Here is a 25,764-nt window from a genome sequence, read left to right as displayed (position 1 = left end):
ACGCCGCCCGAGGGCGGCGTTCATTCACGCATTTACCACTCGGCGACGCTGCCGTCCTCATGGCGCCACACCGGATTGCGCCAGCGGTGGCCGACCTTCGCCATCTCGCGCACCTTCTCTTCGTTGACCTCGATGCCCAGACCCGGGCCCTGCGGAATCGACACGAAGCCGTCTTCGTACTTGAAGACTTCCGGATTCTTGATGTAGTCGAGCAGGTCGTTGCCCTGGTTGTAGTGAATCCCCAGGCTTTGTTCCTGGATGAACGCGTTGTAGCTCACCGCGTCGATCTGCAGGCAGGTGGCCAGCGCGATCGGGCCGAGCGGGCAATGCAGTGCGAGCGCGACGTCGTACGCTTCGGCCATCGACGCGATCTTGCGGCACTCGGTAATCCCGCCCGCGTGCGACGCGTCCGGCTGAATGATGTCGACGTAGCCGCCCGACAGAATGTGCTTGAAGTCCCAGCGCGAATACAGGCGCTCGCCGAGCGCGATCGGCGTGTTGGTCTGATTGACGATGTCGCGCAGCGCCTCGGCGTTTTCCGACAGCACCGGCTCTTCGATGAAGAGCAGCTTGTACGGGTCGAGTTCTTTCGCCAGCACCTTCGCCATCGGCTTGTGCACGCGGCCGTGGAAGTCCACGCCGATGCCGATGTTCGGCCCGACCGCCTCGCGCACGGCCGCGACGTTGTTGATCACGCCTTGCACCTTGTCGAAGGTGTCGATGATCTGCAGCTCTTCCGAGCCGTTCATCTTGACCGCCTTGAAGCCGCGTTCGACCACGGCGCGCGCGTTATTCGCGACGTCGCTCGGACGGTCGCCGCCGATCCACGAATACACCTTGATCTTGTCGCGCACCTGGCCGCCGAGCAGCGCATGAATCGGCACGCCGTGATGCTTGCCCTTGATGTCCCACAGCGCCTGGTCGACGCCGGCAATCGCGCTCATGGTGATCGGGCCGCCGCGATAGAAGCCCGCGCGGTACATGACCTGCCAATGGTCCTCGATCAGCAGCGGGTCTTTGCCGATCAGATAGTCGGCCAGTTCTTCCACCGCCGCCGCGACCGTGTGCGCGCGCCCTTCGACCACCGGCTCGCCCCAGCCGACGATACCTTCGTCGGTTTCGATCTTCAGGAAACACCAGCGCGGCGGGACGATGAAGGTTTCGAGCTTGGTGATTTTCATGGTGCGAGTCTCCTTGCGGCTTGGGCGCCTGCGAACATTTCGAGGATTCACATGCTACAACAAAAGCATGTTTAAGTACTATTAATAGTACTATTCGCCAGATAGTGATCGGATGGCGGTCACGGCGGGCAAGCTGCCGAAGCATGGGTCTGCAGGTTGAGATGCCCGATAATCGCGCTCGTTCCGGCCTGGGTTGCCTCAGTTCCGATATCAATAACGCCGCGAGGCTGCTGGGAGAAAGCTATTCAGCACGATCTGCATGGGCGCGTCGCCCATCTGCTGGCGACCGCGATTCTGCGCGGCGACTACGCGCCCGATTCGATCCTGCCGCGCGAAGCGGAGTTGATGGAGACGTTCGGCGTGAGTCGCACGGTGTTGCGCGAGGCGCTGCGCACGCTGACGTCGAAAGGGCTGATCGAATCGCGGCCGCGGGTGGGCACGCGCGTGCGGCCCAAACAGGCGTGGAATCTGCTCGATGTCGACGTGCTCGACTGGTACTCGCGCGTCGCCGAGCCGATGGCGTTCGCGCTCAAGCTGCAGGAAATGCGCGAGATGATCGAACCGTATGCCGCGGCTCTGGCGGCGGCTTCACACACGGAAGACACGTTTTATGTGCTGGCCGCGGCGCATGGAGCGATGGTGGCGGCGCGCAATGTCGACGAATGGGTGCGGGCCGATCTGCAGTTTCATCTGAGCGTGCTGAGCGCGTGCAGTAACGAATTGCTGATTCCGTTGGGCACGTTGATCGAGCGAACGTTGGAGGCGCAGTTGCGGCTGAATGCGAAACGCGCGGACGTGTTCAACGCGTCGCTCGGTGAGCATACCGCCGTGTTCGAAGCGATTCGCGAGCGCGACGCCGACGCGGCGCGCGCGGCGATGGCGGGGTTGCTGGGCGTGACGAGAGGGCGGATCGAAGGCTAGGGTGGGTGGTTTGCCGCGGCGAGCTTTGCGGCGAATGACGCAGGCAGTCGGTGTTGCGGGTGCTGCGACTGGCAGCGGTGTCGCGGGTCCGCCACCCGCTCGCGTTTAAGCCGCCGCGATGCGGTTCAACTCCGCGTCGTTGGGCGGTTGCAGCGCGCACGACGTGCCACCCGGCGTGTACATCATCACCACGCAGCGATTGCACGACGTGCAGCCCGACTGCGCTGGCGCCTGTGCCGCTTTTGATTGAGTTGATTGAGTTGATTGAGTTGATTGAGTTGATTGAGTTGATTGAGCCGCCGCTCGCTCCGCTTGCGAGCGCAACTGCCCGGCAAACCTTGGATCGAACACCAGCGCACGCGCCATCGCGACCGCTTCGAAACCTTCCCGCATCGCCAGTTCGACATTCGCCAGCGACCGCACACCGCCGAGATAAGCCAGCGGCATCCGCACCGCTTCCCGCACCTTGCGCGAATGTTCGAGGAAGTACATCTCCCTGAAGCCGTCGAATTTCGGCTCGGTCAGTTTTTGCAGCGACATCGCGCATCGCACGATTGGGTTCGAGACGTTCGCGCGCGCTTCGGCCGGCATCGGGCTGCCGAACAATTGCCACACCGATTCCACATTCATCCCGCCGCTCAGCACCAGCATGTGCGCGCCGTCGGTTTCGAGGAGGCGGGCGATCGTGGCGGCGTCGTCGGCGGTGCCACCGCCTTTCACGCCTTCGGTCACGCCGATCTTGCACAACACCGCCATATGCCGGCCGACCGCGTCGAGCACCGCGCGCAACACCTGGCGCGGAAAGCGGGCGCGCTCTTCGGGCGAGCCGCCGTACGCGTCGCGTCGATGGTTATAAAGCGGCGACAGGAACTGGCTCAACAGATAGCCATGGCCCATATGAATCTCGACCGCGTCGAAACCCGCTTCGCGCGCGACGCGTGCCGCCTGCGCAAATTGCTGCGCATAGGCGTCCATGTCGCGTTCGGTCATTGCCTGTTTGAAGAAGCGACCGCTCATCAGACCGACTTTGTTGAAGCCGCCCGATGCGCTGAGCGGCCGGCGTGTCGATAGCTCCGGCAAGAACGTGAAGCAGCCGCCGTGCGTGATCTGCGCGCAGGCCGCGGCGCCGTGACGATGCACCGCATCGGTCAGCGCGCGTAACGGCGCGACCGTCGCGCGCGTCAGTTGTGCCTGATCGACGAACGTGCGGCCGTCGGCGCTGACCGCGCAATACGCGACGGTCGTCATCGCGGCGCCGCCCGCCGCGATGCGTTCGTGCAGTTGGACGAGCATCCGCGACGGTACGCCGCCGGGCGTCATGCCTTCATTGGTGGCCGATTTGATCAGGCGGTTGCGCAGCGTGACAGGCCCGATGCGAAGCGGGCTGAAGGGACTCGGAGGACTCGGATGATTCGGGGCAGCACTCATGGACGATGACGATGGCGTGGGTGGCTCGCGACCGCCTCATTCTGAAGTCGCCGCCGCGCCGCACATCGTCCGTCCGGACTAGTCGAGGCTTGCCGTCAAAGCTAATCCATCGCCGCATGCGCGACCGACGCATCCGGCGCCTTATGCGCAGGCCGGATCAGCAACAGCAGCGGAATCACCAGCAGCGTCGCCACGAACATCAGCTTGAAGTCGTTCAGATACGCAATCATCGACGCCTGCTGCGTGATCGACACGTTCAACGCCGCCATGTCGTAATTCGAGCCGCTCGCGAGCATGGGCTGCATCGCCGGATTGAACAGCGTGACGTTCGCTGCGAGATCCGCGTGCGAGACCTGAGTGTTGCGCGTCATCAGCGTCTGCACGATCGAAATGCCGATACTGCTGCCGATATTGCGCATCAGGCTATACGTCGCGGTGCCGTCTGCGCGCAGTTCGGGCGTGAGCGTCGAGAAGGTCAACGCACTCAGCGGCACGAACACGAGTCCGAGTCCGAAGCCCTGAATCACCCCCGGCCAGACGATATCCGACTCCGACAGCACGATCGTGTAATGCATCATCTGCCACAGCGCGAACGCGGAGATCAGGAAGCCGGCGAGCAGCAACAACCGCGCATCGATCCGCTTCAGCAAGCGCCCGGCGAACAGCATCGCGACCATCGTGCCGGCGCCGCTCGGCGCGGTGACGAGGCCGGTGGTCGCGACCGGATAATTCATCAGGTTCTGCAGCATCGGCGGCAGCAACGCGCGCGTGGCGTACATCACCGCGCCGATCACGAAAATGAAAAACGTGCCGGTGGCGAAGTTCGGGTCTTTCAGCAACTCGTATTTGAAGAACGACTTCTTGCCGACCGTGGCCGTATGCACGAGAAAAAACGCGAACGCGATCGCCGCGACCAACGCCTCGATCACGATCTCGTGCGAGCCGAACCAGTCGAGTTGCTCGCCGCGATCGAGCATGGCCTGCAATCCGCCGATCGCCAGGCCGAGTGTGACGAAGCCGAAGGCGTCGAACTTCGCGTCGGGTTTCGGCGCGCGCGTGGGCAGAAAGGTCGCGACGCCGAACAGCGCGAATGCGCCGATCGGCACGTTGATGAAAAACACCCAGCGCCAGTTGTAGCTGTCGGTGAGCCAGCCGCCGAGCGTCGGCCCGAGAATCGGTCCGACCATCACGCCCATGCCCCAGACCGCCATCGCCTGGCCCTGCTTTTCGCGTGGATTGATGTCGAGCAGGATGGACTGCGACAGCGGCACCAGCGACGCGCCGAACACCCCCTGCAGCAAACGCGACGCGACGATCTGCGTGAGCGTCTCCGACAACCCGCACAGCGCCGATGACACCGTGAAGCCGCCGATCGCGACGATCAGCAGCCGCTTCACGCTCAGCCGGTCGGACAGCCAGCCGGTGAGCGGCGTGGCGATCGCGGCGGCGACGATGTACGAGGTCAGCACCCACGTGATCTCGTCCTGCGACGCGGACAGCGTGCCTTGCATATGCGGCAGCGCCACGTTGGCGATCGTGCTGTCGAGCGTTTGAATCAGCGTCGCCAGCATGATCGAGATCGTGATCATGGGCCGGTTGAGTGGCGCGGCGGCGCTGGCCGGCAGGGAGTCGGAAGACATGAATGAGTGGCGTGGCCGAATAGTAAGCATGCTTAGTATATCGGCTGGAAAAGGCGCCGCAATCGGGAGTTATGCGGAGCCTGAATTGCACGGCTTCAATCGCGGAAACGGCGGCGGCTTCGTATAATCCGCGCATGAAAACCCAACTCGATGAGCGCTTCGGCTTTCTGATTTCCGACGTCGGCCGTCTGACCGGCAAGCGTTTCGACGATCTCGCGAAGTCATCGGTCGATCTGACGCGCGCGCAGTGCCGCGTGCTGGCTTACCTCGCGCATTACGGCGACATCAATCAGGCGCGCCTCGCGGACCTGCTCGAAGTCGCGCCGATCTCGGCGGGCCGTTTGCTCGACCGGATGGAAGAGGGCGGCTGGATCGTGCGGACCGCCAATCCGCAGGACCGCCGCGAGCGCCAGGTCGGCATGACGCCGAAGGCCGAGCGCACGCTCGGCAAAGCGCGCAAGGTCGGCGACGAGGTCGCGCTCGAAGCGCTGGACGGTTTCAGCGACGACGAAGCGAAGCAGTTGATCGCGCTGCTGCAACGGGTGCGCGGCAATCTGAGCCGTCTGGTGGACCGCTGAATCGAGCGCGGCGCTTCGCCGCCCGCTGTCTGCCGCATGTATCCCCCCTGTCTCCCGACACCCGCCATTGACCCGTCATTGCGACCTTGAACCACGCCGACAATGGCTTTCGACCTGCCAACATGATCAGGCGGGCGTCACCCGATCTTTCACGCTCTGTGGTCCCCGCACAGGACTGGCGCGTTTGCCGCTAGCCTGGGACGTTCAACGTCGCCAACCGCCGCGCACGCTGCGCACGGTTTGCAAGTCGACCGGCATCGCTGTGGGAGAGTGAACGATGAAAACAGTCGCACAAAGAACCGCCTGGATCGTCTCCACACTGGCGTTGGCCGGGTGCGGCGGCGAAGATTCCGCGCAGTCGCAGCAGCAACACACTGCCGCGCAGAAACGGGCTTCGGTACTGAAACCGTATCTCAATCAGACGGTGGCCTGGCGCCCTTGCGACAAGACCCGGTTGCCTGCCGCCTGGGCGGCATTGGCCGACAACCCGCGCTTTCGTTGCGCGAGCATTCGTGCCCCGATGGATTGGGGCGATCCGGAAAAAGGCGCGATTACGCTCGCGCTAACGCGGGTCGCCGCGAAAGATCCCGCCACGCGCCTCGGCTCGCTCCTGTTCAACCCCGGCGGTCCGGGCGCGGATGGCCTTCTGGCCAACGTCCAGTTCTCCGCGCAGATAGCCAATGGCGGGATCGCGGCCGAACGGGAAGTGGCCAGCCGGTACGATCTGATCGGTTTTTCGCCACGGGGCATGGGTTCGAGCACGCAACTGACCTGCAACTCGGACGAACGTCCCAGCGCGGTCTTGTGGAGCGGCGACACCCACGCGTCGACCGTGAATGCGCTGCTGCGCAATGTGGAACTCAAATCGCGGGCCTGCCAGGACAATCCACTCGCGCCGTATATCGACACGGCGCAAATGGCGCAGGACATGGATCTGATCCGGGCGATCTCCGGCGACGCCAAACTCAATTACATCGGCCACTCGTACGGCTCGTGGCTCGGCGCCTGGTATGCGGGTCTGTTTCCCGATCGGGTTGGACGAATGGTGCTGAGCGGCAACACGGACTTTTCCGCGCGGACCTGGGCCGAAGGCGGCATTCTGTTGCAGCCGTCCGCAACCCAACGCATCGCCGACGAGATCGTCGGGCCCTATGCGGCACGCCATGACACGACCTTCAACCTGGGCACCGATCCGGCAGCGACGGGACAGCTCTTTACCGCCTTCTCGCCGGCGCTGAAAGCAGCGACCGTTGCGGCGCTCCGCGAGTCGCGGGTATTCGCGTTGTCGGGCTATGTCGACGACGGGGTGTCGGTGTTCGTGGCGGCGAAGGGGGTGCGGCAGATACTCGAGCAGAACTCGGGCACTACGCAGGAGCGGGTGCTGGCGCTCGCCAGGCATCACGTTTTCTCGAGCCATCCACCGGTGAGTGAGATGGCGCTGGAGATCGCAACGAAGACGCTGATCCCGCGCTACTTCAAGGCGATGCAATTGCCTTCACGTGAGGAAAGCACGCTGCGGGTGGATACCGAGGAAGCCGTGGACCTCGCTGTCATGTGCAACGACACACCCGCGCTCAGTACGGATCGGCAATTCTGGATCGACAAACACGTCGACTATGCACAGCGCTATCCATTGGGCAGCGGCGTGCTGGGTGGCAGCGTGCTCAACTACAGCTGTCTGTTCTGGAACCCGCCGCAAGCCGCCGCGATCAAGCCGACTCTCGACGAAGTGGCGCGTGCGCCGTCGATCGTGATGATTCAGGCGGAATTCGACGGCATGACCGCTGCCGAAGGCGCACTGCGCATGTTCGACGGCTTGCCGAATGCAAGCCTGCTCTACCTGAAGGACGCATATTCCCATAGCAGCTATCCATCCGGAAACCCATGCGTGGACGAACCGGTCACGCAGTATTTGCTGCATGGCGCGCCGCCGCCACGGCGAGTGGACTGCCCGCAAAACCGCGCGCTGTCACTCGATAATTTGCATGAGCCGGAGGCGGTCTAACCGGGGCAGCGGGCTGGCGCGGTGGCGGTTCGCTGAGCGGGACGTTGCTTTTGCTTACAACCGACAAAGACAAAAGCAGTTTGTAACGTAATTGCCACGTCCCGGTAATAAATTGGAAGTTTTCCCTCTGGCCTTCCATGCTCGCTCCGCTTCTGGTTGCCTTTTATGAAACCGTCCGGCAGGGCAGCGTGACGGCGGCGGCAAAGCGCCTCGAAGTCAGCCAGCCGACCATCACCGCGCGGATCCAGCAACTCGAAAAGCAGTACGGCGTCGAACTGTTCCACCGGCGGGGCAGCCGCTTCGATCTGACCGACGCGGGCGCGGCGCTGATGCCGTTGATCGACCGGATGCAGCAAACCGAAAGCGATATCGATTTCACGCTGCGCAACGAACGCGAACTGGCGGCCGGCAATCTGCGGGTCGGTGCGACCGGGCCGTACTACATTCTGCCGGCCATTGCGGCGTTTCATCGGCAGTATCCGGCTGTGAAGATTCACATCGAGATCGGCAACTCGCAGCAGATTCTCGACGCGTTGCTCGACTTTCGCGTCGATCTCGCGGTGTCGTCGCAACGTGTCGACGATCCGCGTTTCGCACGCCGTACGATCGCCGACGATCCGCTCGTGGTGGTCGCGCATTGCCGGCATCCGCTGGCGGCGCAGAAAGTGGTGCGTCTCGCCGACGTCGCCGCCCATACGCTGCTGTTGCGCGAGCCCGGTTCGCGCACGCGCGAGGCGACCGAGACCGCGCTCAAACGCATCGGTCTCGAACCCGCGATGCTGATCGAAATCGGCAGCCGCGAAGCGATTTACGAAGCGATCCGTCACAACATGGGCTGCACGCTGATGCCGGTCGGCGAAGCGCCGGCGCATCCGGATCTGCGGCAACTGCCGCTCGAATCCGACGCGCCGATCCTGCAGGAATATCTGTATCACCTGCAGGCGCGCGCGGGCTCGCGGTTGATCACGTCGTTCATGGCTAACATCGACGCGCCGGCTTAACACGCTTCACGAACCGGAATGAAGACGTAGCTTCAGGCATCGCCCGCAAAAAACCGCCCTCACAAAATTGCTGATGCCGGTATCGGCCAGCTTGCGTAGAACGACATACCCGCGTCGCCCGCGGTCCCTATCGTTGCATCGATTCGCCGGATGGTCCGGCGCACATCGGCATCGGAGAGGGGACGAACATGAGACGGCACACCGTCGTGCAATTGGCCTGCGGACTGGCGCTGCTCGGCGCGCTCAGCGCTACGGCGAGCTTGAGCGGTTGCGGTGGCGGCGTGTCGCAATCGGGCGGCAGCGGTTCCGGCGGCACCTCGGGCAGCGGCGCGGCGAACACGCAACCCGGCACGCCGGCGAGCACGCCGGCGGCCACCGGTCCCGCAGCGAAGAAAATGCTGCTGGTCGAACTGGATGGCGTGACCTACAACGCGTTGAGCGCGGGCATTGCCGGCGGCACCTTGCCGAATCTCGCGAAGCTGACCGTGGCGCCCGCCTACAGCGGCGGCGTCAACGGCACGCTGTCGCAGCAACCGAATCTCGACACACCCGGCTGGGCGAGCATCCTGACGGGCACCTGGGCCGATCGTCACCAGATCAACTCCGACGCGCCGAATCAGGCCTCGCACAGCAGCACCGTATTCCAGCTTCTCAAGACCGCGGGCTTCGGCACGATGGGCGCGGCCGTCGATTCGAACGGCCTCGCTTCGCTGCTGACGCCGGATCAGAACGCCGGCAATCTCGACACGCTGGTGAACTGCGCCTCCGTCGACGCCTGCGTCACGCAGAACGGCGTGAGCATGATCGACAACGGCTATTCGCTGGTGGTCGCGCAATATCATTCGGCGCAGGACGCGGCGCTCAACGCCGGCCTGTCGTCGACGAACTACGCGAGCACGCTGACGCAACTGGACGGCGCGCTCGGCACGCTGGTCGCCGAAACCGCCAAACGCAGCAATGAAAACTGGCTGGTCGTGGTGACCAGCAGCCACGGTTTGAACGCGGCCGGCGGCACCGACGGTTTGCCGCTGCCGCTCGAATCGACCAGCTTCATCGCGCTGAATCAGGCGCCAAACGCACGCTTGGGCAACACGACCGCGCCGTCGACGATGGCCGCGCTCTACACGCGCGCCAGCATCGCCGACGTCACCCCGACGCTGCTCGCTTATCAGAGCGCGCTGCCGGCCGCCGCGACCTATGCGCTCGACGGCGGTCAACTGATCGGCGCGACGCCCGTGTCGCTCTTGATCGGTACGACCGGCAGCGACAACGCCAGTCTCGTGCTGACGTGGAGCGCGCCGGCCAGCGGTGCGATCAGCGTGCTGCGCAACGGCACGGTGATTGCCAGCCTGCCCGCCGGCACCGCGACCTACACCGACAGCCAGCTCGGCCTGACCGCAACGGGCGTCTATCCGTTCAATTACACGGTCGTGGCCGGCAGCGCGCCGCTCGCGACGATTACGCAGGTCGTCTACGTGCAACCGCCGCCGCCTCCGCCGCCCCCGCCGCCGCTCGCGACGACGCTGACCAACGGTTTGAGCAGCTACTACCCGTTCGGCGCGTTGCCGCCGGTCGATCGCCTGAACGCCAGCACGATGGGCCCGTGGGCCGCGGACGCCGACGGCGGCTCGCTGTTCACCGATCCGTTCGGCGGCAAGGGGCTGCAGATCGACACGCATACGGTCGACACCAACGGCTTCGACGGCTACAAGCTGACGCAGACCAACGACGTAACGACGCACGCGCAGTTCACGATCGGCTTCTGGTTCTACACGTCCTGCGCGAATCTGACGGGCAACGGCACGCCGATCTTCTCGAACAAGAACTACTACTCGGGCGGCAATGCGGGCATCGCGATCGGTCTGTTCCCGGGCTCGAGCGCGAGCTGCAACATCCGCTTCAATCTCGGCGACGGCAGCACGCGTAACGACATCAACAGCCTGAATGTCAGCGCGAACAAGTGGACCTATCTCGCACTCACCATCGACACGGCGGCGAAGCAGATCAACGCCTACGTGTTCGATCCGGTGCTCGGCGAGCAGAAGGTGCTGGCCCAGACCTTGAGCGTGAACATCGCCAAGCTGCCGGGTCTCGGCGTGTTCGGGCTGAACGAGGACGGCACCGGCCACTACTACATGAATGCCTGTAACGACACGCCGCCGTACACCGTCGGCAAGTGCGCGGCCACGCCGCCGGACGTGCAGGCGTTCAGCGACCTCGCGCTGTGGACCCGTGTCGTCACCGAGACCGAGTTGCAATCGGTGTTCGGTTCGGGGCAGCCGCTGTCCACGCTCACTCACTAACCGGAGTCTCGCGATGAACCCGACACGTTCTTTCCCGAACGCGCAGCCGTCGCATGAGCGGCTGCATAAGCCGCGCAAGACGCGCGGCGCGCAGGCGGTCTGTGAGATGCCCGCAGCCGGCACGCGTCACGGGCCGGCGCGCAAGCGCGGCCTGCTGAGCGCCGCGGCCTTGTGCGCGCTGTGCTGCGTCGCGCTGGCCGGTTGCGACGGCAGCTCGAACGGCAGCAGTGCAAGCGGTTCAAGCGCTTCCAGCGGCAGTCCCGCTGCCGCGAACAACGCGGCGGCCGGCGCGGGCGGCGCGAGCGCGGCGGTGCCGATCGTCGCCGCGCCCGCTTCCGGCGCCTGCGCCGCGTTGGGCGCGAGTGCCGTGCAGCCGTTGCAGAACACGCAACTCGTCTGCGCGCCGTGACCCACGTGCGCGCCCCCATTCCGACGACGACCCCAACACGCCCAACATGACCTCACTGGACCGCCGTACTTTCCTGCGCAGCGCCGCGGGCGCTGCCGCGCTGAGCCTGTTTCCGCCCGCGATTCGCCGCGCGCTTGCGATTCCCGCGAACAACGCGACCGGCACCATCAACGACGTGCAGCACGTCGTGATCTTCATGCAGGAGAACCGCTCGTTCGACCATTACTTCGGCACGCTGCCGGGCGTGCGTGGTTTTAGCGACCGCTTCACGATTCCGCAGCCTGGCGGCACGACCGTGTTCCAGCAGAACGACGGCACCCGCACCGTGCTGCCGTTTTACCTCGACAGCACCAAGGGCAACGCGTTGCTCGCGGGCGGTCCGCACTCGTGGACCGACGCGCACGCGGCGTGGGACAGCGGACGCATGACGCAATGGCCGAAAGCCAAGGGCGATGTGTCGATGGGTTATCTGAACCAGTCCGACCTGCCGTTCCATGTGGCGCTGGCAAATGCGTTCACGATCTGCGACGCCTATCACTGCTCGCTCCATGGCGGCACCAACTCGAACCGCATCTTCCTGTGGACCGGCACCAACGGCGCGAGCGCAGGCTCCAATCCGGTGGTCAACAACGACGGCTGGGACGGCCTCGGCGCATCCGCGACCGGCCTCACGTGGACGACGTATCCCGAACGTCTGCAAGCGGCGGGCGTGAGCTGGAAGGTCTACCAGAACATGCCGGACAACTACACCGACAACTCGCTCGCCGGCTTCGCGACCTATCGCAAGGTCAACGAGACGCTGCCGGGTTCGCCGCTGCTGCCGTACACGCAGTCGCTCGAAGCGGTGGCGCCGCTGTACAAGGGCATCGGCAATACCATGCCCGACGGCGGCTTCCTGCAATCGCTGAAAGACGACATCGCGGCGGGACAGATGCCGCAGGTGAGCTGGATCGTGTCGCCGCAGGCGTACTGCGAACATCCGGGCGCGTCGACGCCGGGGCAGGGCGGCTACTACCTGCAACTGCTGCTCGATACGTTGACCGCGAATCCCGACGTGTGGAGCAAGACCGTACTGTTCGTCAATTACGACGAGAACGACTGCTTCTTCGACCACATGCCGCCGCCGGACGCGCCGACCAAAAATGCCGACGGCACCTTCGCCGGTAAAACGACGGTCAACGCGCAGTACGAGTACTTTACGAAAACCAACCCGTCGGGCGATTCGTCGCCGCTCGTGCCGGATGGTCAGACCTTCGGACCGGGGCCGCGCGTGCCGATGTTCGTCGTGTCGCCGTGGAGCACCGGCGGCTGGGTCAACTCGCAGGTGTTCGACCATACCTCGGTGCTGCGCTTTCTCGAGCAACGCTTCGGGGTGACTGAAACCAACATCAGTCCGTGGCGGCGCGCGGTGTGCGGCGACCTGACCTCGACGTTCAATTTCCGCAATCCGAACGATGCGCCGGTGGCGGCGCTGCCCGCGCCGACCAAGGCCCAGGCCGACGCGCAGAACGTGCAGCAGAGCGCGCTCGGCGCGGTGCCCGTGCCGGCGGCGGCGAGCCAGCAGATGCCGACCCAGGCGTTGATGTCGCGGCCGTCGCGCGCGCTGCCGTATCTGTTGCACGTGAGCGCCAATGCGGATACGCAGGACGGCCTGATCTGGCTGATCTTCAGCAATACCGGTACGGCCGGCGCGGTGTTCCATGTGTACGACCAGTTGCATCTCGACCGCGTGCCGCGGCGGTACACCGTCGAAGCCGGCAAGGAACTGTCGGATTCGTGGAGCGCGCTCACCGATGATCAAGGCAATTACAGCCTGTGGGTGCTCGGGCCGAACGGTTTTCATCGCGCGTTCCAGGGCAATGTGGCGAGCGTCGCGACCGGGCCGAATCCGGAAGTGCGGGTCTGCTACGACGTGAACAACAACGCGGTGTATCTGACGATCATGAACGTCGGTAATGCGGCCGCCAACGTGACGGTCACGTCGAACGCGTATCGCAGCGACGGTCCGTGGACCTACGCGGTGCCGGCGGGGATGCAGGTCGAGCCGTACTGGTCGGTCGGCGCTGCCGGCGGCTGGTACGACTTCACGCTGACGATGGCGGGCGGCTTCTCGCGGCGCTTTGCCGGCCGCGTGGAAACCGGCAAGGACAGCATCAGCGATCCGGCGATGGGTGTGGCGAGCTAAGCGAACGGATTGGAGCAGTAACGGCAGCGAGCAAGCAACAGCAGCAGCGCGCGAATAGCGCGAGAAGTGGCACTTCAGGGAGTCAGCGAGGGCTGACTCCCTTTTTTTTATCCCAACGGATGCTGACTGTCGTGTGACCCGACGTCGCGATACGCCGCTTTGTATCTGATTTCCAACATTTTTTTCGCCCGCTGCTTTCGCGTGGATAATGCCGCCTGCATGTTCGGATCACCGTTGACGCGCAACGCGCTACCCGTGGTTACCCGTAGACGGAAAGAGCCAGTGGACGGCCTCTCTTTTCGCTTACCAAGCCGTCCATCAAAGACCAAACCAATGAACAATAAACAGCTCACCGTCAAAGCCAGGCTTGCGACGGCCTTCGGGGTACTCGCGGCAAGCGTCCTGCTCGTGTCAGGCCTGGCGGTCAATTCTCTCAACGATGCGGACCAGCGGTTCGCGGATTACGTCTCCGGTATCAGCGCGCGCGCCGAACTGGCGTCACGGGTGCGTACCGCGGTCGATCGCCGCGCCATTGCGGCCCGCAACATGGCGCTGGCCACGAAGCCGCAAGACTTCGAGGTCGAGAAGACTGCCGAGGCACAAGCCCAGCAGGACGTGCAGACGCGCCTCGCCAAACTCAGGCAGATGGTTGACACCGCCGCCGACGCGTCCGGCAAAGCGCGCGAGCTGGTCGCCGAGATGAGCCGCGTCGAGGCAGCGTACACGCCGGTCGCGCAAGGCATCGTTGCGCTCGCAACGGACGGCAAGCGCGACGAAGCGGTTGCCAAGATCAACGACGAATGCCGTCCGTTGCTGGCGGCGCTGATCAAATCCACCAACGACTACGTCGATTACACGCACAGCCAGGCCGAACAGAGCGTGCAGGATGCGGACGCGCGCAATACCCGGCAGCGCAATCTGCTGATTGCGATCTGCCTGCTCGCGACCGGCGTGGCGGCGATTGCCGGCGTGCTGATTACGCGTGGCCTGACGCGTGCGTTGGGCGATGAGCCTGCGGCATTGAGCGAAGTCACGCAGCGGGTCGCCAAGGGCGATCTGAGTCCGGTGGCGGGGGCGCGGCAGGCGCCGGAGGGCAGTGTGCTGGCGTCGATGGGCGCGATGCAGCAGAGCCTCGTCACGCTGATCGGCCAGGTGCGCTTTGCCGCGGATAGCATCGCGACCGGCTCGAGTCAGATTGCCGCGGGCAATGTGGACCTGTCGTCGCGGACGGAGCAGCAGGCGTCGTCGTTGCAGCAGACCGCGTCGAGCATGGAGGAACTGACCGCGACCGTGCGTCATAACGCCGATAGCGCGCAGCAGGCGAGCGTGTTGTCGACCAACGCGTCGGAGATCGCGCAGAAGGGCAACGAGGTGGTGAGCCGCGTGGTGGGCACGATGGGCGACATCAGCGCGAGCTCGGCGAAGATCGCGGATATCACCGGGATCATCGAAGGGATCGCGTTTCAAACCAATATCCTCGCGCTGAATGCGGCCGTCGAGGCGGCGCGCGCGGGCGAGCAGGGGCGCGGCTTCGCCGTGGTGGCGAGCGAGGTGCGCAGTCTGGCGCAACGTTCGTCGGTGGCGGCAAAGGAGATCAAGGATCTGATCAACGCGTCGGTGGAGAAGATTCGCGACGGTTCGTCGTTCGCGCAGGAGGCGGGCAGCACGATGGCGGAAGTCACGCACGCGGTGGCGCGCGTAACCGACATCATGGGTGAGATCGCGGCGGCCACCGGCGAGCAGAGCCGCGGCATCGAGCAGGTGAACCAGGCGATCACGCAGATGGACACCGTGACGCAGCAGAACGCCGCGCTGGTTGAAGAGGCGGCGGCGGCTTCGCAGTCGCTGGAGGGTCAGGGGCGGCAGCTCAACGAGGCGATCGCGTTTTTCAGGCTGGAGGCCGGGCGCGGGTGAGGTGGGCGATGGCGGCTAGCGCTTGCCGATGGTTGTTCGGATGAGTTAGGCAGGGCGCTATGCGCTTACGCGTGTAGCGGCTACTTCGATTCGGAAGGCACCGGCGCTCCTGATGGCGGGACCAGTTCGTAGCAGACCGGGGGCGTGGTTGGCGTCTTCGTTCTGGCTTCCGGCGGCTGCGGGTCGATGCATTTGAACGCGCTCTGGTCGCGCTGGACGAAAATCGTGTCGGCTGTCCCGGCGCTGCCGCGCGCGCTGTTGACGACGGCGACGATCTTGTAGCCGTCCTGCAGGAGCGTGGAGAGCGTGGTCGGAGTGGGGCGCCACTGGCTGTCGGGTGGGGTTTGGGATTGAGCTTGAGCTTGGGCGGGTGGCGCTGATGCGGCGGCCAGGAGGGCGACGGATGCGGCTGCGGCGGCGAGCTTGGCGGTGCGGGACTTCATCAAGAAACCTCCTTGAAGTTGCGATTTGGGGCTGTTGGAAGGCCATCGGCCGATCGCGTCACGGGCATGACACGGCTGTCTTTCAAGACCGCAAGCAATTCGAAGAAGTTCACGCATGACCGGAGATATACTGTATGGATATACAAGGGAACCGGCCTGAATGGATTGTACGTATGCCGTATCAACGACGTTGACACACTGGTGATCCAGGCATAGGATAGATTGTGTATCAACGCAGTATCAACGTATGACCCCTTTAACCGGAGAGTCAGAAGTTACCGGCGGCGTTGACCGGCAGCTTCTGAATGATGGAGTGCGGACCTTATGGCTATTCAAACCTTAAAGCGTTGGGGAAATAGCCTTGCTGTTCGGATCCCCGCGAGTGTCGCCGGCGAGGTGGCCTTCACGGAAGGTCAGGAAGTAGACGTCGAAGTGCAGGACGGGAATGTGACGATTCGTCCGCACACGGCAATCAGGCGTTTCTCGCGCGAACGTTATTTGCAGCAACTCCGCGAGAGCAAGCTTGTGTCGCACGAGACGATCGACTTTGGCGAACCGCACGGCTCGGAACTCGGTGGACCCGACGACCCGGCGCGATTCGACAAATGGTAGGAGCGCATGCAGAACGACATACCGGAAGCTGGCGACATCATCCGGCTCTACATTGGGCCAAGTAGGGGCAACGAGCAGGACGGGTATCGAGCGGTTCTGGTGCTCAGTCCGCTGGAATTCAATGAGCTGACCGGACGCGTTACAGGGCTGCCCATCACCTCTTCGATGAGAGGGTGGGAAACGGAGATACCGCTCTCCAGTCTTGCGCGGCCGGGTGTGGCCCTGGTCGACCAGATCACCACGCTTGCCTTCAAGGCTAGGGGCTTCAAGTTCAACGGGGAGCGGGCTACAGACGAAGAAATGGAAGCCGCGAAATATGCGGTGAAAATGATCCTCGATCTGTGATCGGAAGGCGCCAGAGATGGCGCCTTTTTTTGAGCCTTAGTTTTGGGAGGGAGCGATGTTCAGCTTTATCGCCAAGACCTCGTGTGCTTCAACGGCGAACCAAAAACAAAAAAGCCGCTGAACCTTGCGGATCAGCGGCTTTTTCTTGCAACTGGTGGCGAATCAGGGACTCGAACCCCGGACCTGCGGATTATGATTCCGTCGCTCTAACCAACTGAGCTAATTCGCCGAAAGAAGCGAGATTATGCGGACCACGCCGGAGGCTGTCAACCCCCGGCGCACAACTTTTTCAAGTTGGCGATTCATCACGCGTATCAGTCCTGCGCGTAGATGTCCGAGTCCTTGGTCTCCTTCACGAACAGCATGCCGATCACGAAGGTGCCCAGCGCGATCACGATCGGATACCACAGCCCCGAGTAAATGTTGCCCTTTGCCGCCACGATCGCGAACGCGGTCGCCGGCAGGAAGCCGCCGAACCAGCCATTGCCGATGTGATACGGCAGCGACATCGACGTGTAACGGATCCGCGTCGGGAACATCTCCACCAGCATTGCCGCAATCGGCCCGTAGACCATCGTCACGTAGATCATCAGGATCGTCAGGATCACCACGCTCATCGGCCAGTTGATCTGCGATGGATCGGCCTTCGACGGATAACCCGCGGTCTTCAGCGTGCCGGCGAGAGTCTTGTCGAACGCCTTGCCCTGGTCCTTGGCGTCGGCGGCCTTGCCGTCATACGTGTTGACCACCGTATCGCCCACCTTGATCTCGGCCAGCGTGCCCGCCGGTGCCGCCACGTTGTCGTAATTCAGGCCGGCCTTCGAGAGCGCGCTCTTGGCGATGTCGCACGAACTCGTAAACTTCGACGTGCCCACCGGATTGAACTGGAACGAGCACTCGTCCGGATTCGCGATCACGACGATCGGCGCCCGCGCGCTGGCGGCTTCCAGCGCCGGGTTGGTGTAGTGCGCCAGTGCCTTGAACAGCGGGAAGTACGTGCAAGCGGCGATCAGCAAGCCGGCCATGATGATCGGCTTGCGGCCGATACGGTCCGACAGCGAGCCGAAGAACAGGAAGAACGGCGTGCCGATCAGCAGCGCGATCGCGATCATGATGTTGGCGCTGCTGCCGTCCACTTTCATGGTCTGCGTCAGGAAGAACAGCGAGTAGAACTGTCCCGTGTACCAGACCACAGCCTGGCCGGCGGTCAGGCCGACCAGCGCGAGAATCACGATCTTCAGGTTCTTCCACTGGGCGAACGATTCCGTCAGCGGCGCCTTGGAGGTCTTGCCTTCGGCCTTGATGCGCTCGAACACCGGCGATTCGTGCAGTTGCATACGAATCCACACCGACACGGCCAGCAGGATGATCGACGCGACGAACGGCACGCGCCAGCCCCAGGCGCCGAATGCTTCTTCGCCGATCGCCGTGCGCACACCCAGAATCACCAGCAGCGACAGGAACAGGCCGAGCGTGGCGGTTGCCTGAATCCACGACGTGTAGAAGCCACGGCGTCCCGCCGGCGCATGTTCCGCCACATAGGTGGCTGCGCCGCCGTACTCGCCGCCGAGCGCGAGTCCCTGCAGCATCCGCATCGCGATGAAAATCACCGGCGAGGCGAAGCCGATCGACGCGTAGCCCGGCAGGAAGCCCACCAGGAAGGTCGAGAAGCCCATGATCAGGATCGTGATCAGGAACGTGTACTTGCGTCCGACCATGTCGCCGAGGCGCCCGAACACGATCGCGCCGAACGGCCGCACCGCGAAACCCGCGGCGAAACCGAGCAGCGTAAACACGAAGGCGGCGGTCGGATTGACGCCGGAGAAGAAGCTCTTGCTGATAAAGGCCGCGAGCGAGCCGGCCAGGAAGAAGTCATACCACTCGAACACCGTGCCCAGCGACGATGCGAAGATCACCCGCTTCTCATCGCGCGTCATCGGCACGTGCGAGATTTGCCCGCCAACGGTAGCCATATATCGTCTCCAATCTCAATATTGATATGTACGTGGCGCGTCCATCCATCACATCGCCCGTGCTGGGATTATTGGAGTGGAAACTTACGGCGTACTGACGTGGCGGGGGTAGATTGCGATTCTCCATGTGACGCGAAATTTCCGCCAAGATCGCTAAATTTGCTGAAATTGTCGGTCAACGTCGTTCAATCGTGTCTCAATATTCAATTGAGGTTTTTGCTTGCCCGGGCACCGTTAGGGTAAGTCCCGCCCCCGCTCATGCACCGCCAAACTGACACGAACGAGGGTGCCGACCAGTCGCGGCGAGGTCTGATAGACGTTGTCGTCGATAGTCAGCTCGCCGCCATGCATGGTCGCGATCTCGCGGACGATTGCCAGTCCGAGCCCGCTGCCGTCGGCTTCGCGGCCCAGAATCCGGTAGAAGCGCTCGACCACCCGCGAACGCTCGGCGACCGGAATGCCGAGCCCGGTGTCTTCGACTTCCAGATGCACGCGGCGCGCGGCCACGTCGTGCCTCACTCGGACCGTGATGCGGCCGCCCGGCGGCGTATAGCGGATCGCGTTGTCGATCAGGTTCGACAGCATTTCGCGCAGCATGACCGGGTTGCCGTCCACGTCGACGGGTCCGTCGGGCGCTTCGTAGCCGAGGTCCATCTGCTTGGCGAGCGCGGCCTGCACCCAGTCGCGCACCGCACTGCGTGCAACTTCAGTCACTTCGACCGGCGTGAAAATCTGTCCCGACAGGCGGTTTTCCGCGCGCGCCAGCGCCAGCAACTGCGTGACGAGCCGCGCCGCCTGCTCCGAGCTGGTCGCGATCTGTTCGAGCGAGCGGTGTACTTCCGCCGACGCATCCTGGCGCAACGCCAGTTCGGCCTGAGTGCGCAGTCCGGCGAGCGGCGTTTTCATCTGATGCGCGGCGTCGGCGATAAAGCGCTTCTGCAGCTCCATGTTCTGTTGGAGACGCGTCAGCAGGTCGTTGAACGAGGTCACCAGCGGCTCGATTTCCGGCGGCGCGCGGCGTGCTTCGAGCGGCGACAGATCGTCCGGCCGGCGCGCCCGGATATGCGCCTGCAGCGCGTGCAGCGGCGCGAGGCCGCGCGACAGACCGAACCACACCAGCAGGATCGCCAGCGGCAGGATCACGAACTGCGGCAGGATCACGCCTTTGATGATGTCGTTGGCGAGCTGGCTACGTTTGTCGAGCGTTTCGGCAACCTGCACCAGCACCGGCTGCGCGCCGGGCGTCTGCGGGAATTCGACGGTCGTATAGGCGACGCGGATGTCGTTGCCGCGCAGCATGTCGTCGCGGAACTCGACGAGGCCCGGTTGCGGCCGGTCTTCTTCATGCGGCAGCGGCATGTCGCGTTCGCCGCCCACCAGCTCGCCGCGCGTGCCGAGCACCTGATAGAACACGCGGTCCACGTTGTCGGTACGTAGAAAATCGCGCATGGCGTCGGGCAACGTCAGCTCTGCCACCCCGTTCACCGGATGGATCTGGCGGGCCAGTACATAGGCGTCGGTTTCGAGCGCGCGGTCGAACGGGCCGTTCGCGATCGACTTGGCAACCAGATAGGTGACCGCGAGGCTCATCGGCCAGAGCAGCAGGAGCGGCGCGAGCATCCAGTCGAGAATTTCGCCGAACAACGAGCGCGGGCGCGCTTCGGCGGCGGCTTCGGTTTCGTCGGGCGGGGCGAACGGGTTCGCGTAGCGGGCGTCGCGCGCCTCGTCGAGATCCGCCGCGTGCGCCGCGGCACGGTCTTCGCGCGCGGACATGGGCGCTCTCTATTTGAAGTGGTGACTTGCCGGCATCGCGCCGGACGGCGGCGCAGCGGGCGGTTCGGGGTCGGCGGGGGTGTGCGTTCGCGCTTGCGCGGGTGAGGCTGGCGGGTTCGCGTCGACGGGCGAAGCGGCTTTCTCCAGGCAATAGCCCAATCCCCGCACGGTAATGATGCGCACGCCGCTCGGCTCGATCTTCTTGCGCAGCCGGTGTACGTAGACCTCGATCGCGTTGTTGCTGACTTCCTCGCCCCATTCACACAGATGATCGACCAGTTGCTCCTTCGAGACCAGCCGGCCGATCCGCTGCAGCAGCACTTCGAGCAAGCCGAGTTCGCGCGCCGACAGGTCGAGCACCTGGTCGTTGACATGGGCGATCCTGCCCACCTGATCGAACGACAGCGAACCATGCTTCACCACGGTCGGGCCGCCGCCCGCGCCGCGCCGGGTCAGCGCCCGCACGCGCGCTTCGAGTTCGGTCAGCACGAAGGGCTTGGCCATGTAGTCGTCGGCGCCGAGATCGAGGCCTTTGACGCGTTCGTCCACGCTGTCCGCGGCGGTCAGGATCAGCACCGGCAGGTTGGAATTGCGCGCGCGCAGGCGGCGCAGCACTTCGAGTCCGGACATGCGCGGCAGGCCCAGATCGAGAATCAGCAGGTCGAAAGTTTGTACCGAAAGCGCGGTGTCGGCGTCGACACCGTTCTTCACTAGATCAACGGCATAGGCCGATTGGCGGAGTGATCGAACCAGACCGTCCGCGAGTATGCTGTCGTCTTCGGCAATCAGAATTCGCATGATGCGCCAGCCACCTTGCCGGCACCGTGAGGTGTGCCCCGGCGCGCAGCGGTCTCCGAAAATTATTGTGGGTAGTTGGGCAGTGCGACGGTAAAAATGCGTGTTCGCATGAGAATCGCCTTGCTAAAACTACTGTTTTTTTATACAGTGTCTGAGTTTCGTGTGTCGCCATCACAAAGTGGACTGCACACCTGCCTCAGACGCCGTTCATCATAGCAAAGGACGATTCATGGAAGAAAGCAAGAAAGGCTCGGCTGGACTGACTGCTGAAAAGAGCAAGGCACTCGCTGCCGCACTCGCGCAGATCGAAAAGCAGTTCGGCAAAGGGTCGGTCATGCGGCTCGGCGCAGGTGAGGCAATCGAAGACATCCAGGTGGTTTCAACCGGATCGCTCGGTCTCGACATCGCCTTGGGCGTCGGCGGTTTGCCGCGCGGCCGTGTGGTCGAAATTTATGGTCCGGAATCGTCCGGTAAAACCACGCTGACGCTGCAAGTCATTGCCGAAATGCAGAAGATCGGCGGCACGGCGGCGTTTATCGACGCGGAACACGCGCTGGACATCCAGTACGCAAGCAAGCTTGGCGTGGACGTGAGCGAACTCCTGGTGTCGCAGCCAGACACCGGCGAACAGGCGCTCGAAATCGCCGACGCACTGGTGCGCTCGGGCTCGATCGACATGATCGTGATCGACTCGGTCGCGGCACTCGTGCCGAAGGCTGAAATCGAAGGCGAAATGGGCGACTCGCTGCCGGGTCTGCAAGCGCGTCTGATGTCGCAAGCGCTGCGCAAGCTCACCGGCACGATCAAGCGTACGAACTGCCTGGTGATCTTCATCAACCAGATCCGTATGAAGATCGGTGTGATGTTCGGCAATCCGGAAACCACCACGGGTGGTAACGCGCTGAAGTTCTACGCGTCGGTGCGTCTGGACATTCGCCGTATCGGTTCGATCAAGAAGAACGACGAAGTGATCGGCAATGAAACGCGCGTGAAGGTCGTCAAGAACAAGGTCGCACCGCCGTTCCGCGAAGCGATTTTCGACATCCTGTATGGCGAAGGTATTTCGCGTCAGGGTGAAGTCATCGATCTGGGCGTCGCAGCCAAGATCGTCGACAAGGCTGGCGCCTGGTACAGCTATAACGGCGAACGTATCGGTCAGGGTAAGGACAACGCGCGTGAATTCCTGCGCGAAAATCCGGAAATCGCCCGTGACATCGAAAACCGTATCCGTGAATCGCTGGGCGTGAATGCCATGGCCGACGCGGTGACGGGTGCCGGTGCTGAAGTCGCTGGCGAAGAAGAGTAACCATCACGTGATACGCAAGGGCCGGCCGTTGTCTCATGCTGCACGCAGTGCGGACGGCCCGCGTGATGATCAGGACGATTCGTCGGAGCGGTTCGATCCATTTGAATCGTTCGACGCGCATGATCGCGCCGAGGGCCATGACTCGCGGCGTGCATCGTCTAAATCTTCCCTGCCTTCCGGTTCGGATCCCTTCGAAACCGCTGAGGTCGCCGAATTCACCGAGGCGACCTACAGCCGCTCGCGTCGCCAGCCAGGCGAAGCGAAGCCGGAGCAGGACGAAGCCAAAAACTCCAAACGCCCAGCCCGTTCGCTAAAAGGACGCGCGCTCGGCTATCTCTCTCGCCGCGAATACAGCCGTACCGAACTCGCGCGCAAGCTCAAATCGTTCGTCGAAGAAACCGATTCGCTCGACACGCTGCTCGATCAGTTGGAAGCCGAAAACTGGCTATCCAATTCGCGTTTCGCCGAAAGCCTGATTCACCGCCGCTCGTCGCGTCTTGGCGCCAGCCGGATCCTCGGTGAATTGAAGCAGCACGCGGTCGACCCGACGCTCGTCGAAGACGCCAAGGCGCAATTGCGTGAGACCGAGTTCGCGCGCGCCCAGGCCGTTTGGCAGAAAAAATTCGGCCAGCTTCCCGAAACGCCCGCCGAGCGTGCCAAGCAGCAGCGCTTTCTGGCGTCGCGCGGTTTTTCGGGTGCAACCATCGGCAAAATCCTCAGAGGCATCGACGAGGAGTAGGGTAGCAACCCGCCGCTGTCGCCCGCCAACGGCTCGCCGAATCACGCCAAATCACGCCGCAAGAAGCCTCTTCGAGATAGCGCTCAACCCGCTCAGCCGCACGCCGGGCGGGCCTGCGCATTCCGGCCTGTACCAAATACCCAGTATGCTAAAATTCATGGGTTTTCCAATCCGGCCTTTCCTTCCCGCATGCCGCTCTCCCCGCCAGTGTCCCGTCAGTTGCGGCATCGTCGCGCAATCAGAGCGGAAGCCTATGAGCGCGCCGATGGCCTGTGGGATGTGGAAGCGTGCTTGACCGACGAAAAACCGCGCGACGTGGTGCTTGCGTCGGGCGTCCGGCCCAATGGTCAGCCGATCCATGAACTCTGGCTTCGCATCACCATCGATCGCAAGCTCAATGTCGTCGACGCCGAGGCGTCGTCCGACTGGGTGCCCTATCCAGGGTTATGCCAGGTCAGCAATCCCGCCTACCGTGCCCTCATCGGGCTCAATCTGCGTCAAAACTTCCGCCGTGAGGCTGCCCGTTTGCTCGGCGGCACGGAGGGTTGCACCCATCTCACCGAGTTGTGCGCAATCCTGCCGACCGCCGCGATTCAGGCATTCGCGGGCGAGGTGTGGAGCACCGGTGACAGCGCGAAAGGCGCGAAAGCCAGTTCAGGAAACGAATCGCCTGACGGCTCGAACGAGCATTCCAACGACAAACCGCCATTCCAGTTGGGACGCTGCCACGCGCTGCGTTTCGACGGCGAGGCGGTGCAGCAGTTTTATCCGCGCTGGTATGGCCACGCACCGCGTTCGGTGGAGCGCGTGGCATCGTCAGGCGACGGGGCAGTCCGCCAGACAGGTAAGGGCGGCAACGCGTCCGGCATGAACGACGGCAGCGGAAACGAAGTTCAATCCAACTCTCAGACTGAAGGGAATCACGCATGAAGATTCACGAGTACCAGGGTAAGGAAATCCTGCGGAAATTCGGCGTCGCGGTACCGCGCGGCAAGCCGGTCTTCTCGGTGGATGATGCGGTCAAGGCCGCGGAAGAGCTCGGCGGCCCGGTATGGGTCGTGAAGGCTCAGATCCACGCGGGTGGCCGTGGCAAGGGCGGCGGCGTGAAGGTCGCCAAGTCGCTGGAACAGGTTCGCGAGTTCTCGAACCAGATCCTCGGCATGCAGCTCGTCACGCACCAGACCGGTCCGGAAGGCCAGAAGGTGAATCGCCTGCTGATCGAAGAAGGCGCTGACATCAAGAAGGAACTGTATGTCGGCCTGGTGATCGATCGCGTTACGCAGAAGATCGTCGTGATGGCATCGAGCGAAGGCGGCATGGACGTCGAAGAAGTTGCGGAAAAGACGCCCGAGCTGATCCACAAGATCGCTGTCGATCCGGCAACGGGTCTGAAAGACGCCGAAGCCGACGAGCTGGCCACGAAGATCGGCGTGCCCGCCGCTTCGCTGCCGCAAGCCCGTTCGATCCTGCAAGGCCTGTACAAGGCATTCTGGGAAACCGACGCGTCGCTCGCCGAAATCAACCCGCTGATCCTGACCGGCGACGGCAAGGTCATCGCGTTGGACGCCAAGTTCAACTTCGATTCGAACGCACTGTTCCGTCACCCGGAAATCGTCGCGTACCGCGATATCGACGAAGAAGATCCGGCTGAAGTCGAAGCGTCGAAGTTCGACCTCGCGTACATCTCGCTCGACGGCAACATCGGCTGCCTCGTGAACGGCGCTGGCCTCGCAATGGCAACGATGGACACCATCAAGCTGTTCGGCGGCGAACCGGCGAACTTCCTGGACGTGGGCGGTGGCGCCACGACCGAGAAGGTCACGGAAGCGTTCAAGATCATGCTGAAGAACCCGAACCTGACCGCGATCCTGGTCAACATTTTCGGCGGCATCATGCGCTGCGACGTGATCGCGGAAGGCGTGATCGCGGCGTCGAAGGCCGTGTCGCTGAAGGTGCCGCTCGTGGTCCGCATGAAGGGCACGAACGAAGACCTGGGCAAGAAGATGCTCGCTGAATCCGGTCTGCCGATCATTGCGGCGGACAGCATGGAAGAAGCGGCTCAGAAGGTCGTCGCGGCTGCATCGGGCAAGGCGTAAGCCTCGTCCTACGGCGGCTTTTGCCACGATTAACCAGGCATTACGAATGGCGGCGTGCGAGCGACGCGGGCGAGAACATTCCGCCTCGCGACGCCATCGCATGACGCCAAACGA

21 protein-coding genes and 1 tRNA gene are annotated in these 25,764 nt (G+C 63.6%); 14 read left to right on the top strand and 8 right to left on the bottom strand.

The window, feature by feature from the left end:
- Nucleotides 1–32: 32 nt before the first annotated feature.
- Nucleotides 33–1,181 (bottom strand): galactonate dehydratase, encoded by a 1,149-nt coding sequence (dgoD, locus tag FA94_RS07390; RefSeq protein WP_035548440.1) that lies wholly within the window; start codon nt 1,179–1,181, stop codon nt 33–35.
- Nucleotides 1,182–1,424: 243 nt separating this feature from the next.
- Here dgoD and FA94_RS07385 point away from each other — a divergent pair, with 243 nt between their 5' ends.
- Nucleotides 1,425–2,102 carry a FadR/GntR family transcriptional regulator gene (locus FA94_RS07385; protein ID WP_347880807.1) on the top strand — a complete coding sequence of 226 codons (678 nt, stop codon included), beginning with the start codon at nt 1,425–1,427 and terminating at the stop codon, nt 2,100–2,102.
- 105 nt (nt 2,103–2,207) lie between these two features.
- Here FA94_RS07385 and FA94_RS07380 read toward each other — a convergent pair whose 3' ends face one another.
- Nucleotides 2,208–3,530, bottom strand: coding sequence for an NADH:flavin oxidoreductase (locus FA94_RS07380; protein ID WP_035548439.1), 1,323 nt, complete (start codon nt 3,528–3,530; stop codon nt 2,208–2,210).
- Between the two features lie 101 nt (nt 3,531–3,631).
- Nucleotides 3,632–5,170 (bottom strand): DHA2 family efflux MFS transporter permease subunit, encoded by a 1,539-nt coding sequence (locus tag FA94_RS07375; RefSeq protein ID WP_035548438.1) that lies wholly within the window; start codon nt 5,168–5,170, stop codon nt 3,632–3,634.
- A gap of 134 nt (nt 5,171–5,304) precedes the next feature.
- Between FA94_RS07375 and FA94_RS07370 the strand changes: the two genes are divergently transcribed.
- From FA94_RS07370 to FA94_RS07340, 7 genes are all read left to right on the top strand, one after another.
- Nucleotides 5,305–5,748, top strand: coding sequence for a MarR family winged helix-turn-helix transcriptional regulator (locus FA94_RS07370; RefSeq protein WP_035549493.1), 444 nt, complete (start codon nt 5,305–5,307; stop codon nt 5,746–5,748).
- A 277-nt stretch (nt 5,749–6,025) separates the two neighbouring features.
- Nucleotides 6,026–7,753 carry an alpha/beta fold hydrolase gene (locus tag FA94_RS07365; protein ID WP_035548437.1) on the top strand — a complete coding sequence of 576 codons (1,728 nt, stop codon included), beginning with the start codon at nt 6,026–6,028 and terminating at the stop codon, nt 7,751–7,753.
- A 137-nt stretch (nt 7,754–7,890) separates the two neighbouring features.
- The gene (locus FA94_RS07360; RefSeq protein ID WP_035548435.1) at nt 7,891–8,754 is read left to right on the top strand and encodes a LysR substrate-binding domain-containing protein; all 864 of its coding nucleotides are present in this window, start codon (nt 7,891–7,893) and stop codon (nt 8,752–8,754) included.
- 188 nt (nt 8,755–8,942) lie between these two features.
- Nucleotides 8,943–11,057 carry a LamG-like jellyroll fold domain-containing protein gene (locus FA94_RS07355; RefSeq protein ID WP_035548433.1) on the top strand — a complete coding sequence of 705 codons (2,115 nt, stop codon included), beginning with the start codon at nt 8,943–8,945 and terminating at the stop codon, nt 11,055–11,057.
- 13 nt (nt 11,058–11,070) lie between these two features.
- Nucleotides 11,071–11,466: a hypothetical protein gene (locus FA94_RS07350; RefSeq protein ID WP_231584866.1), complete on the top strand. Its 396-nt coding sequence runs from the start codon at nt 11,071–11,073 to the stop codon at nt 11,464–11,466.
- A 46-nt stretch (nt 11,467–11,512) separates the two neighbouring features.
- Nucleotides 11,513–13,651, top strand: coding sequence for a phosphocholine-specific phospholipase C (locus FA94_RS07345; protein WP_035548431.1), 2,139 nt, complete (start codon nt 11,513–11,515; stop codon nt 13,649–13,651).
- Between the two features lie 333 nt (nt 13,652–13,984).
- A complete protein-coding gene (locus FA94_RS07340; protein ID WP_035548429.1) occupies nt 13,985–15,565 on the top strand; it encodes a methyl-accepting chemotaxis protein in 1,581 nt (526 codons plus the stop codon).
- Nucleotides 15,566–15,645: 80 nt separating this feature from the next.
- Here the strand turns inward: FA94_RS07340 and FA94_RS07335 are convergent, their stop codons facing one another.
- Nucleotides 15,646–16,008 carry a hypothetical protein gene (locus FA94_RS07335; protein WP_035548427.1) on the bottom strand — a complete coding sequence of 121 codons (363 nt, stop codon included), beginning with the start codon at nt 16,006–16,008 and terminating at the stop codon, nt 15,646–15,648.
- A 324-nt stretch (nt 16,009–16,332) separates the two neighbouring features.
- Here FA94_RS07335 and FA94_RS07330 point away from each other — a divergent pair, with 324 nt between their 5' ends.
- Together FA94_RS07330 and FA94_RS07325 are read left to right on the top strand one after the other, a co-directional pair.
- Nucleotides 16,333–16,620: an AbrB/MazE/SpoVT family DNA-binding domain-containing protein gene (locus FA94_RS07330; protein ID WP_035548425.1), complete on the top strand. Its 288-nt coding sequence runs from the start codon at nt 16,333–16,335 to the stop codon at nt 16,618–16,620.
- Nucleotides 16,621–16,626: 6 nt separating this feature from the next.
- A complete protein-coding gene (locus FA94_RS07325; protein WP_035548423.1) occupies nt 16,627–16,965 on the top strand; it encodes a type II toxin-antitoxin system PemK/MazF family toxin in 339 nt (112 codons plus the stop codon).
- A 152-nt stretch (nt 16,966–17,117) separates the two neighbouring features.
- On the opposite strand, the gene FA94_RS07320 is transcribed toward FA94_RS07325, so the two are convergent.
- The 4 genes from FA94_RS07320 to FA94_RS07305 form a co-directional block, all read right to left on the bottom strand.
- A tRNA-Met gene (locus FA94_RS07320) sits at nt 17,118–17,194 on the bottom strand.
- Nucleotides 17,195–17,279: 85 nt separating this feature from the next.
- Nucleotides 17,280–18,938, bottom strand: coding sequence for an MFS transporter (locus FA94_RS07315; RefSeq protein WP_035548421.1), 1,659 nt, complete (start codon nt 18,936–18,938; stop codon nt 17,280–17,282).
- A 234-nt stretch (nt 18,939–19,172) separates the two neighbouring features.
- Entirely contained in the window at nt 19,173–20,711 is a 1,539-nt protein-coding gene (locus tag FA94_RS07310; RefSeq protein WP_035548419.1) for a sensor histidine kinase, read from the bottom strand.
- Between the two features lie 9 nt (nt 20,712–20,720).
- Nucleotides 20,721–21,509 (bottom strand): response regulator transcription factor, encoded by a 789-nt coding sequence (locus FA94_RS07305; RefSeq protein ID WP_035548418.1) that lies wholly within the window; start codon nt 21,507–21,509, stop codon nt 20,721–20,723.
- 229 nt (nt 21,510–21,738) lie between these two features.
- Between FA94_RS07305 and recA the strand changes: the two genes are divergently transcribed.
- From recA to sucC, 4 genes are all read left to right on the top strand, one after another.
- On the top strand, nt 21,739–22,815 hold the full coding sequence (recA, locus tag FA94_RS07300) for a recombinase RecA (RefSeq protein ID WP_035548417.1): 1,077 nt from the start codon (nt 21,739–21,741) through the stop codon (nt 22,813–22,815).
- 7 nt (nt 22,816–22,822) lie between these two features.
- Entirely contained in the window at nt 22,823–23,554 is a 732-nt protein-coding gene (gene recX / locus FA94_RS07295) for a recombination regulator RecX (protein WP_035549487.1), read from the top strand.
- A gap of 189 nt (nt 23,555–23,743) precedes the next feature.
- Nucleotides 23,744–24,484: a DUF2889 domain-containing protein gene (locus FA94_RS07290; RefSeq protein ID WP_035548415.1), complete on the top strand. Its 741-nt coding sequence runs from the start codon at nt 23,744–23,746 to the stop codon at nt 24,482–24,484.
- Nucleotides 24,481–25,650, top strand: coding sequence for an ADP-forming succinate--CoA ligase subunit beta (gene sucC / locus FA94_RS07285; RefSeq protein ID WP_035548413.1), 1,170 nt, complete (start codon nt 24,481–24,483; stop codon nt 25,648–25,650). The genes FA94_RS07290 and sucC overlap by 4 nt, the downstream gene beginning before the upstream one ends.
- Nucleotides 25,651–25,764 lie beyond the last annotated feature (114 nt).

It is taken from the genome of Burkholderia sp. 9120 (assembly GCF_000745015.1).
Taxonomy (GTDB): domain Bacteria; phylum Pseudomonadota; class Gammaproteobacteria; order Burkholderiales; family Burkholderiaceae; genus Paraburkholderia.
This window is presented reverse-complemented; position numbering and strand designations above follow the sequence as displayed.

Excerpts from the sequence above, each read along its gene's own strand:
- FA94_RS07350 (WP_231584866.1), top strand. The coding sequence starts at position 11,071 with ATGAACCCGACACGTTCTTTCCCGAACGCGCAGCCGTCGCATGAGCGG.
- recA (WP_035548417.1), top strand. The coding sequence starts at position 21,739 with ATGGAAGAAAGCAAGAAAGGCTCGGCTGGACTGACTGCTGAAAAGAGC.
- FA94_RS07315 (WP_035548421.1), bottom strand. The coding sequence starts at position 18,938 with ATGGCTACCGTTGGCGGGCAAATCTCGCACGTGCCGATGACGCGCGAT.
- FA94_RS07340 (WP_035548429.1), top strand. The coding sequence starts at position 13,985 with ATGAACAATAAACAGCTCACCGTCAAAGCCAGGCTTGCGACGGCCTTC.
- FA94_RS07290 (WP_035548415.1), top strand. The coding sequence starts at position 23,744 with ATGCCGCTCTCCCCGCCAGTGTCCCGTCAGTTGCGGCATCGTCGCGCA.
- FA94_RS07355 (WP_035548433.1), top strand. The coding sequence starts at position 8,943 with ATGAGACGGCACACCGTCGTGCAATTGGCCTGCGGACTGGCGCTGCTC.
- FA94_RS07380 (WP_035548439.1), bottom strand. The coding sequence starts at position 3,530 with ATGAGTGCTGCCCCGAATCATCCGAGTCCTCCGAGTCCCTTCAGCCCG.
- FA94_RS07330 (WP_035548425.1), top strand. The coding sequence starts at position 16,333 with ATGGCTATTCAAACCTTAAAGCGTTGGGGAAATAGCCTTGCTGTTCGG.
- FA94_RS07310 (WP_035548419.1), bottom strand. The coding sequence starts at position 20,711 with ATGTCCGCGCGCGAAGACCGTGCCGCGGCGCACGCGGCGGATCTCGAC.
- sucC (WP_035548413.1), top strand. The coding sequence starts at position 24,481 with ATGAAGATTCACGAGTACCAGGGTAAGGAAATCCTGCGGAAATTCGGC.
- FA94_RS07345 (WP_035548431.1), top strand. The coding sequence starts at position 11,513 with ATGACCTCACTGGACCGCCGTACTTTCCTGCGCAGCGCCGCGGGCGCT.
- FA94_RS07360 (WP_035548435.1), top strand. The coding sequence starts at position 7,891 with ATGCTCGCTCCGCTTCTGGTTGCCTTTTATGAAACCGTCCGGCAGGGC.
- FA94_RS07365 (WP_035548437.1), top strand. The coding sequence starts at position 6,026 with ATGAAAACAGTCGCACAAAGAACCGCCTGGATCGTCTCCACACTGGCG.
- FA94_RS07375 (WP_035548438.1), bottom strand. The coding sequence starts at position 5,170 with ATGTCTTCCGACTCCCTGCCGGCCAGCGCCGCCGCGCCACTCAACCGG.
- FA94_RS07370 (WP_035549493.1), top strand. The coding sequence starts at position 5,305 with ATGAAAACCCAACTCGATGAGCGCTTCGGCTTTCTGATTTCCGACGTC.
- FA94_RS07325 (WP_035548423.1), top strand. The coding sequence starts at position 16,627 with ATGCAGAACGACATACCGGAAGCTGGCGACATCATCCGGCTCTACATT.
- dgoD (WP_035548440.1), bottom strand. The coding sequence starts at position 1,181 with ATGAAAATCACCAAGCTCGAAACCTTCATCGTCCCGCCGCGCTGGTGT.
- FA94_RS07335 (WP_035548427.1), bottom strand. The coding sequence starts at position 16,008 with ATGAAGTCCCGCACCGCCAAGCTCGCCGCCGCAGCCGCATCCGTCGCC.
- FA94_RS07305 (WP_035548418.1), bottom strand. The coding sequence starts at position 21,509 with ATGCGAATTCTGATTGCCGAAGACGACAGCATACTCGCGGACGGTCTG.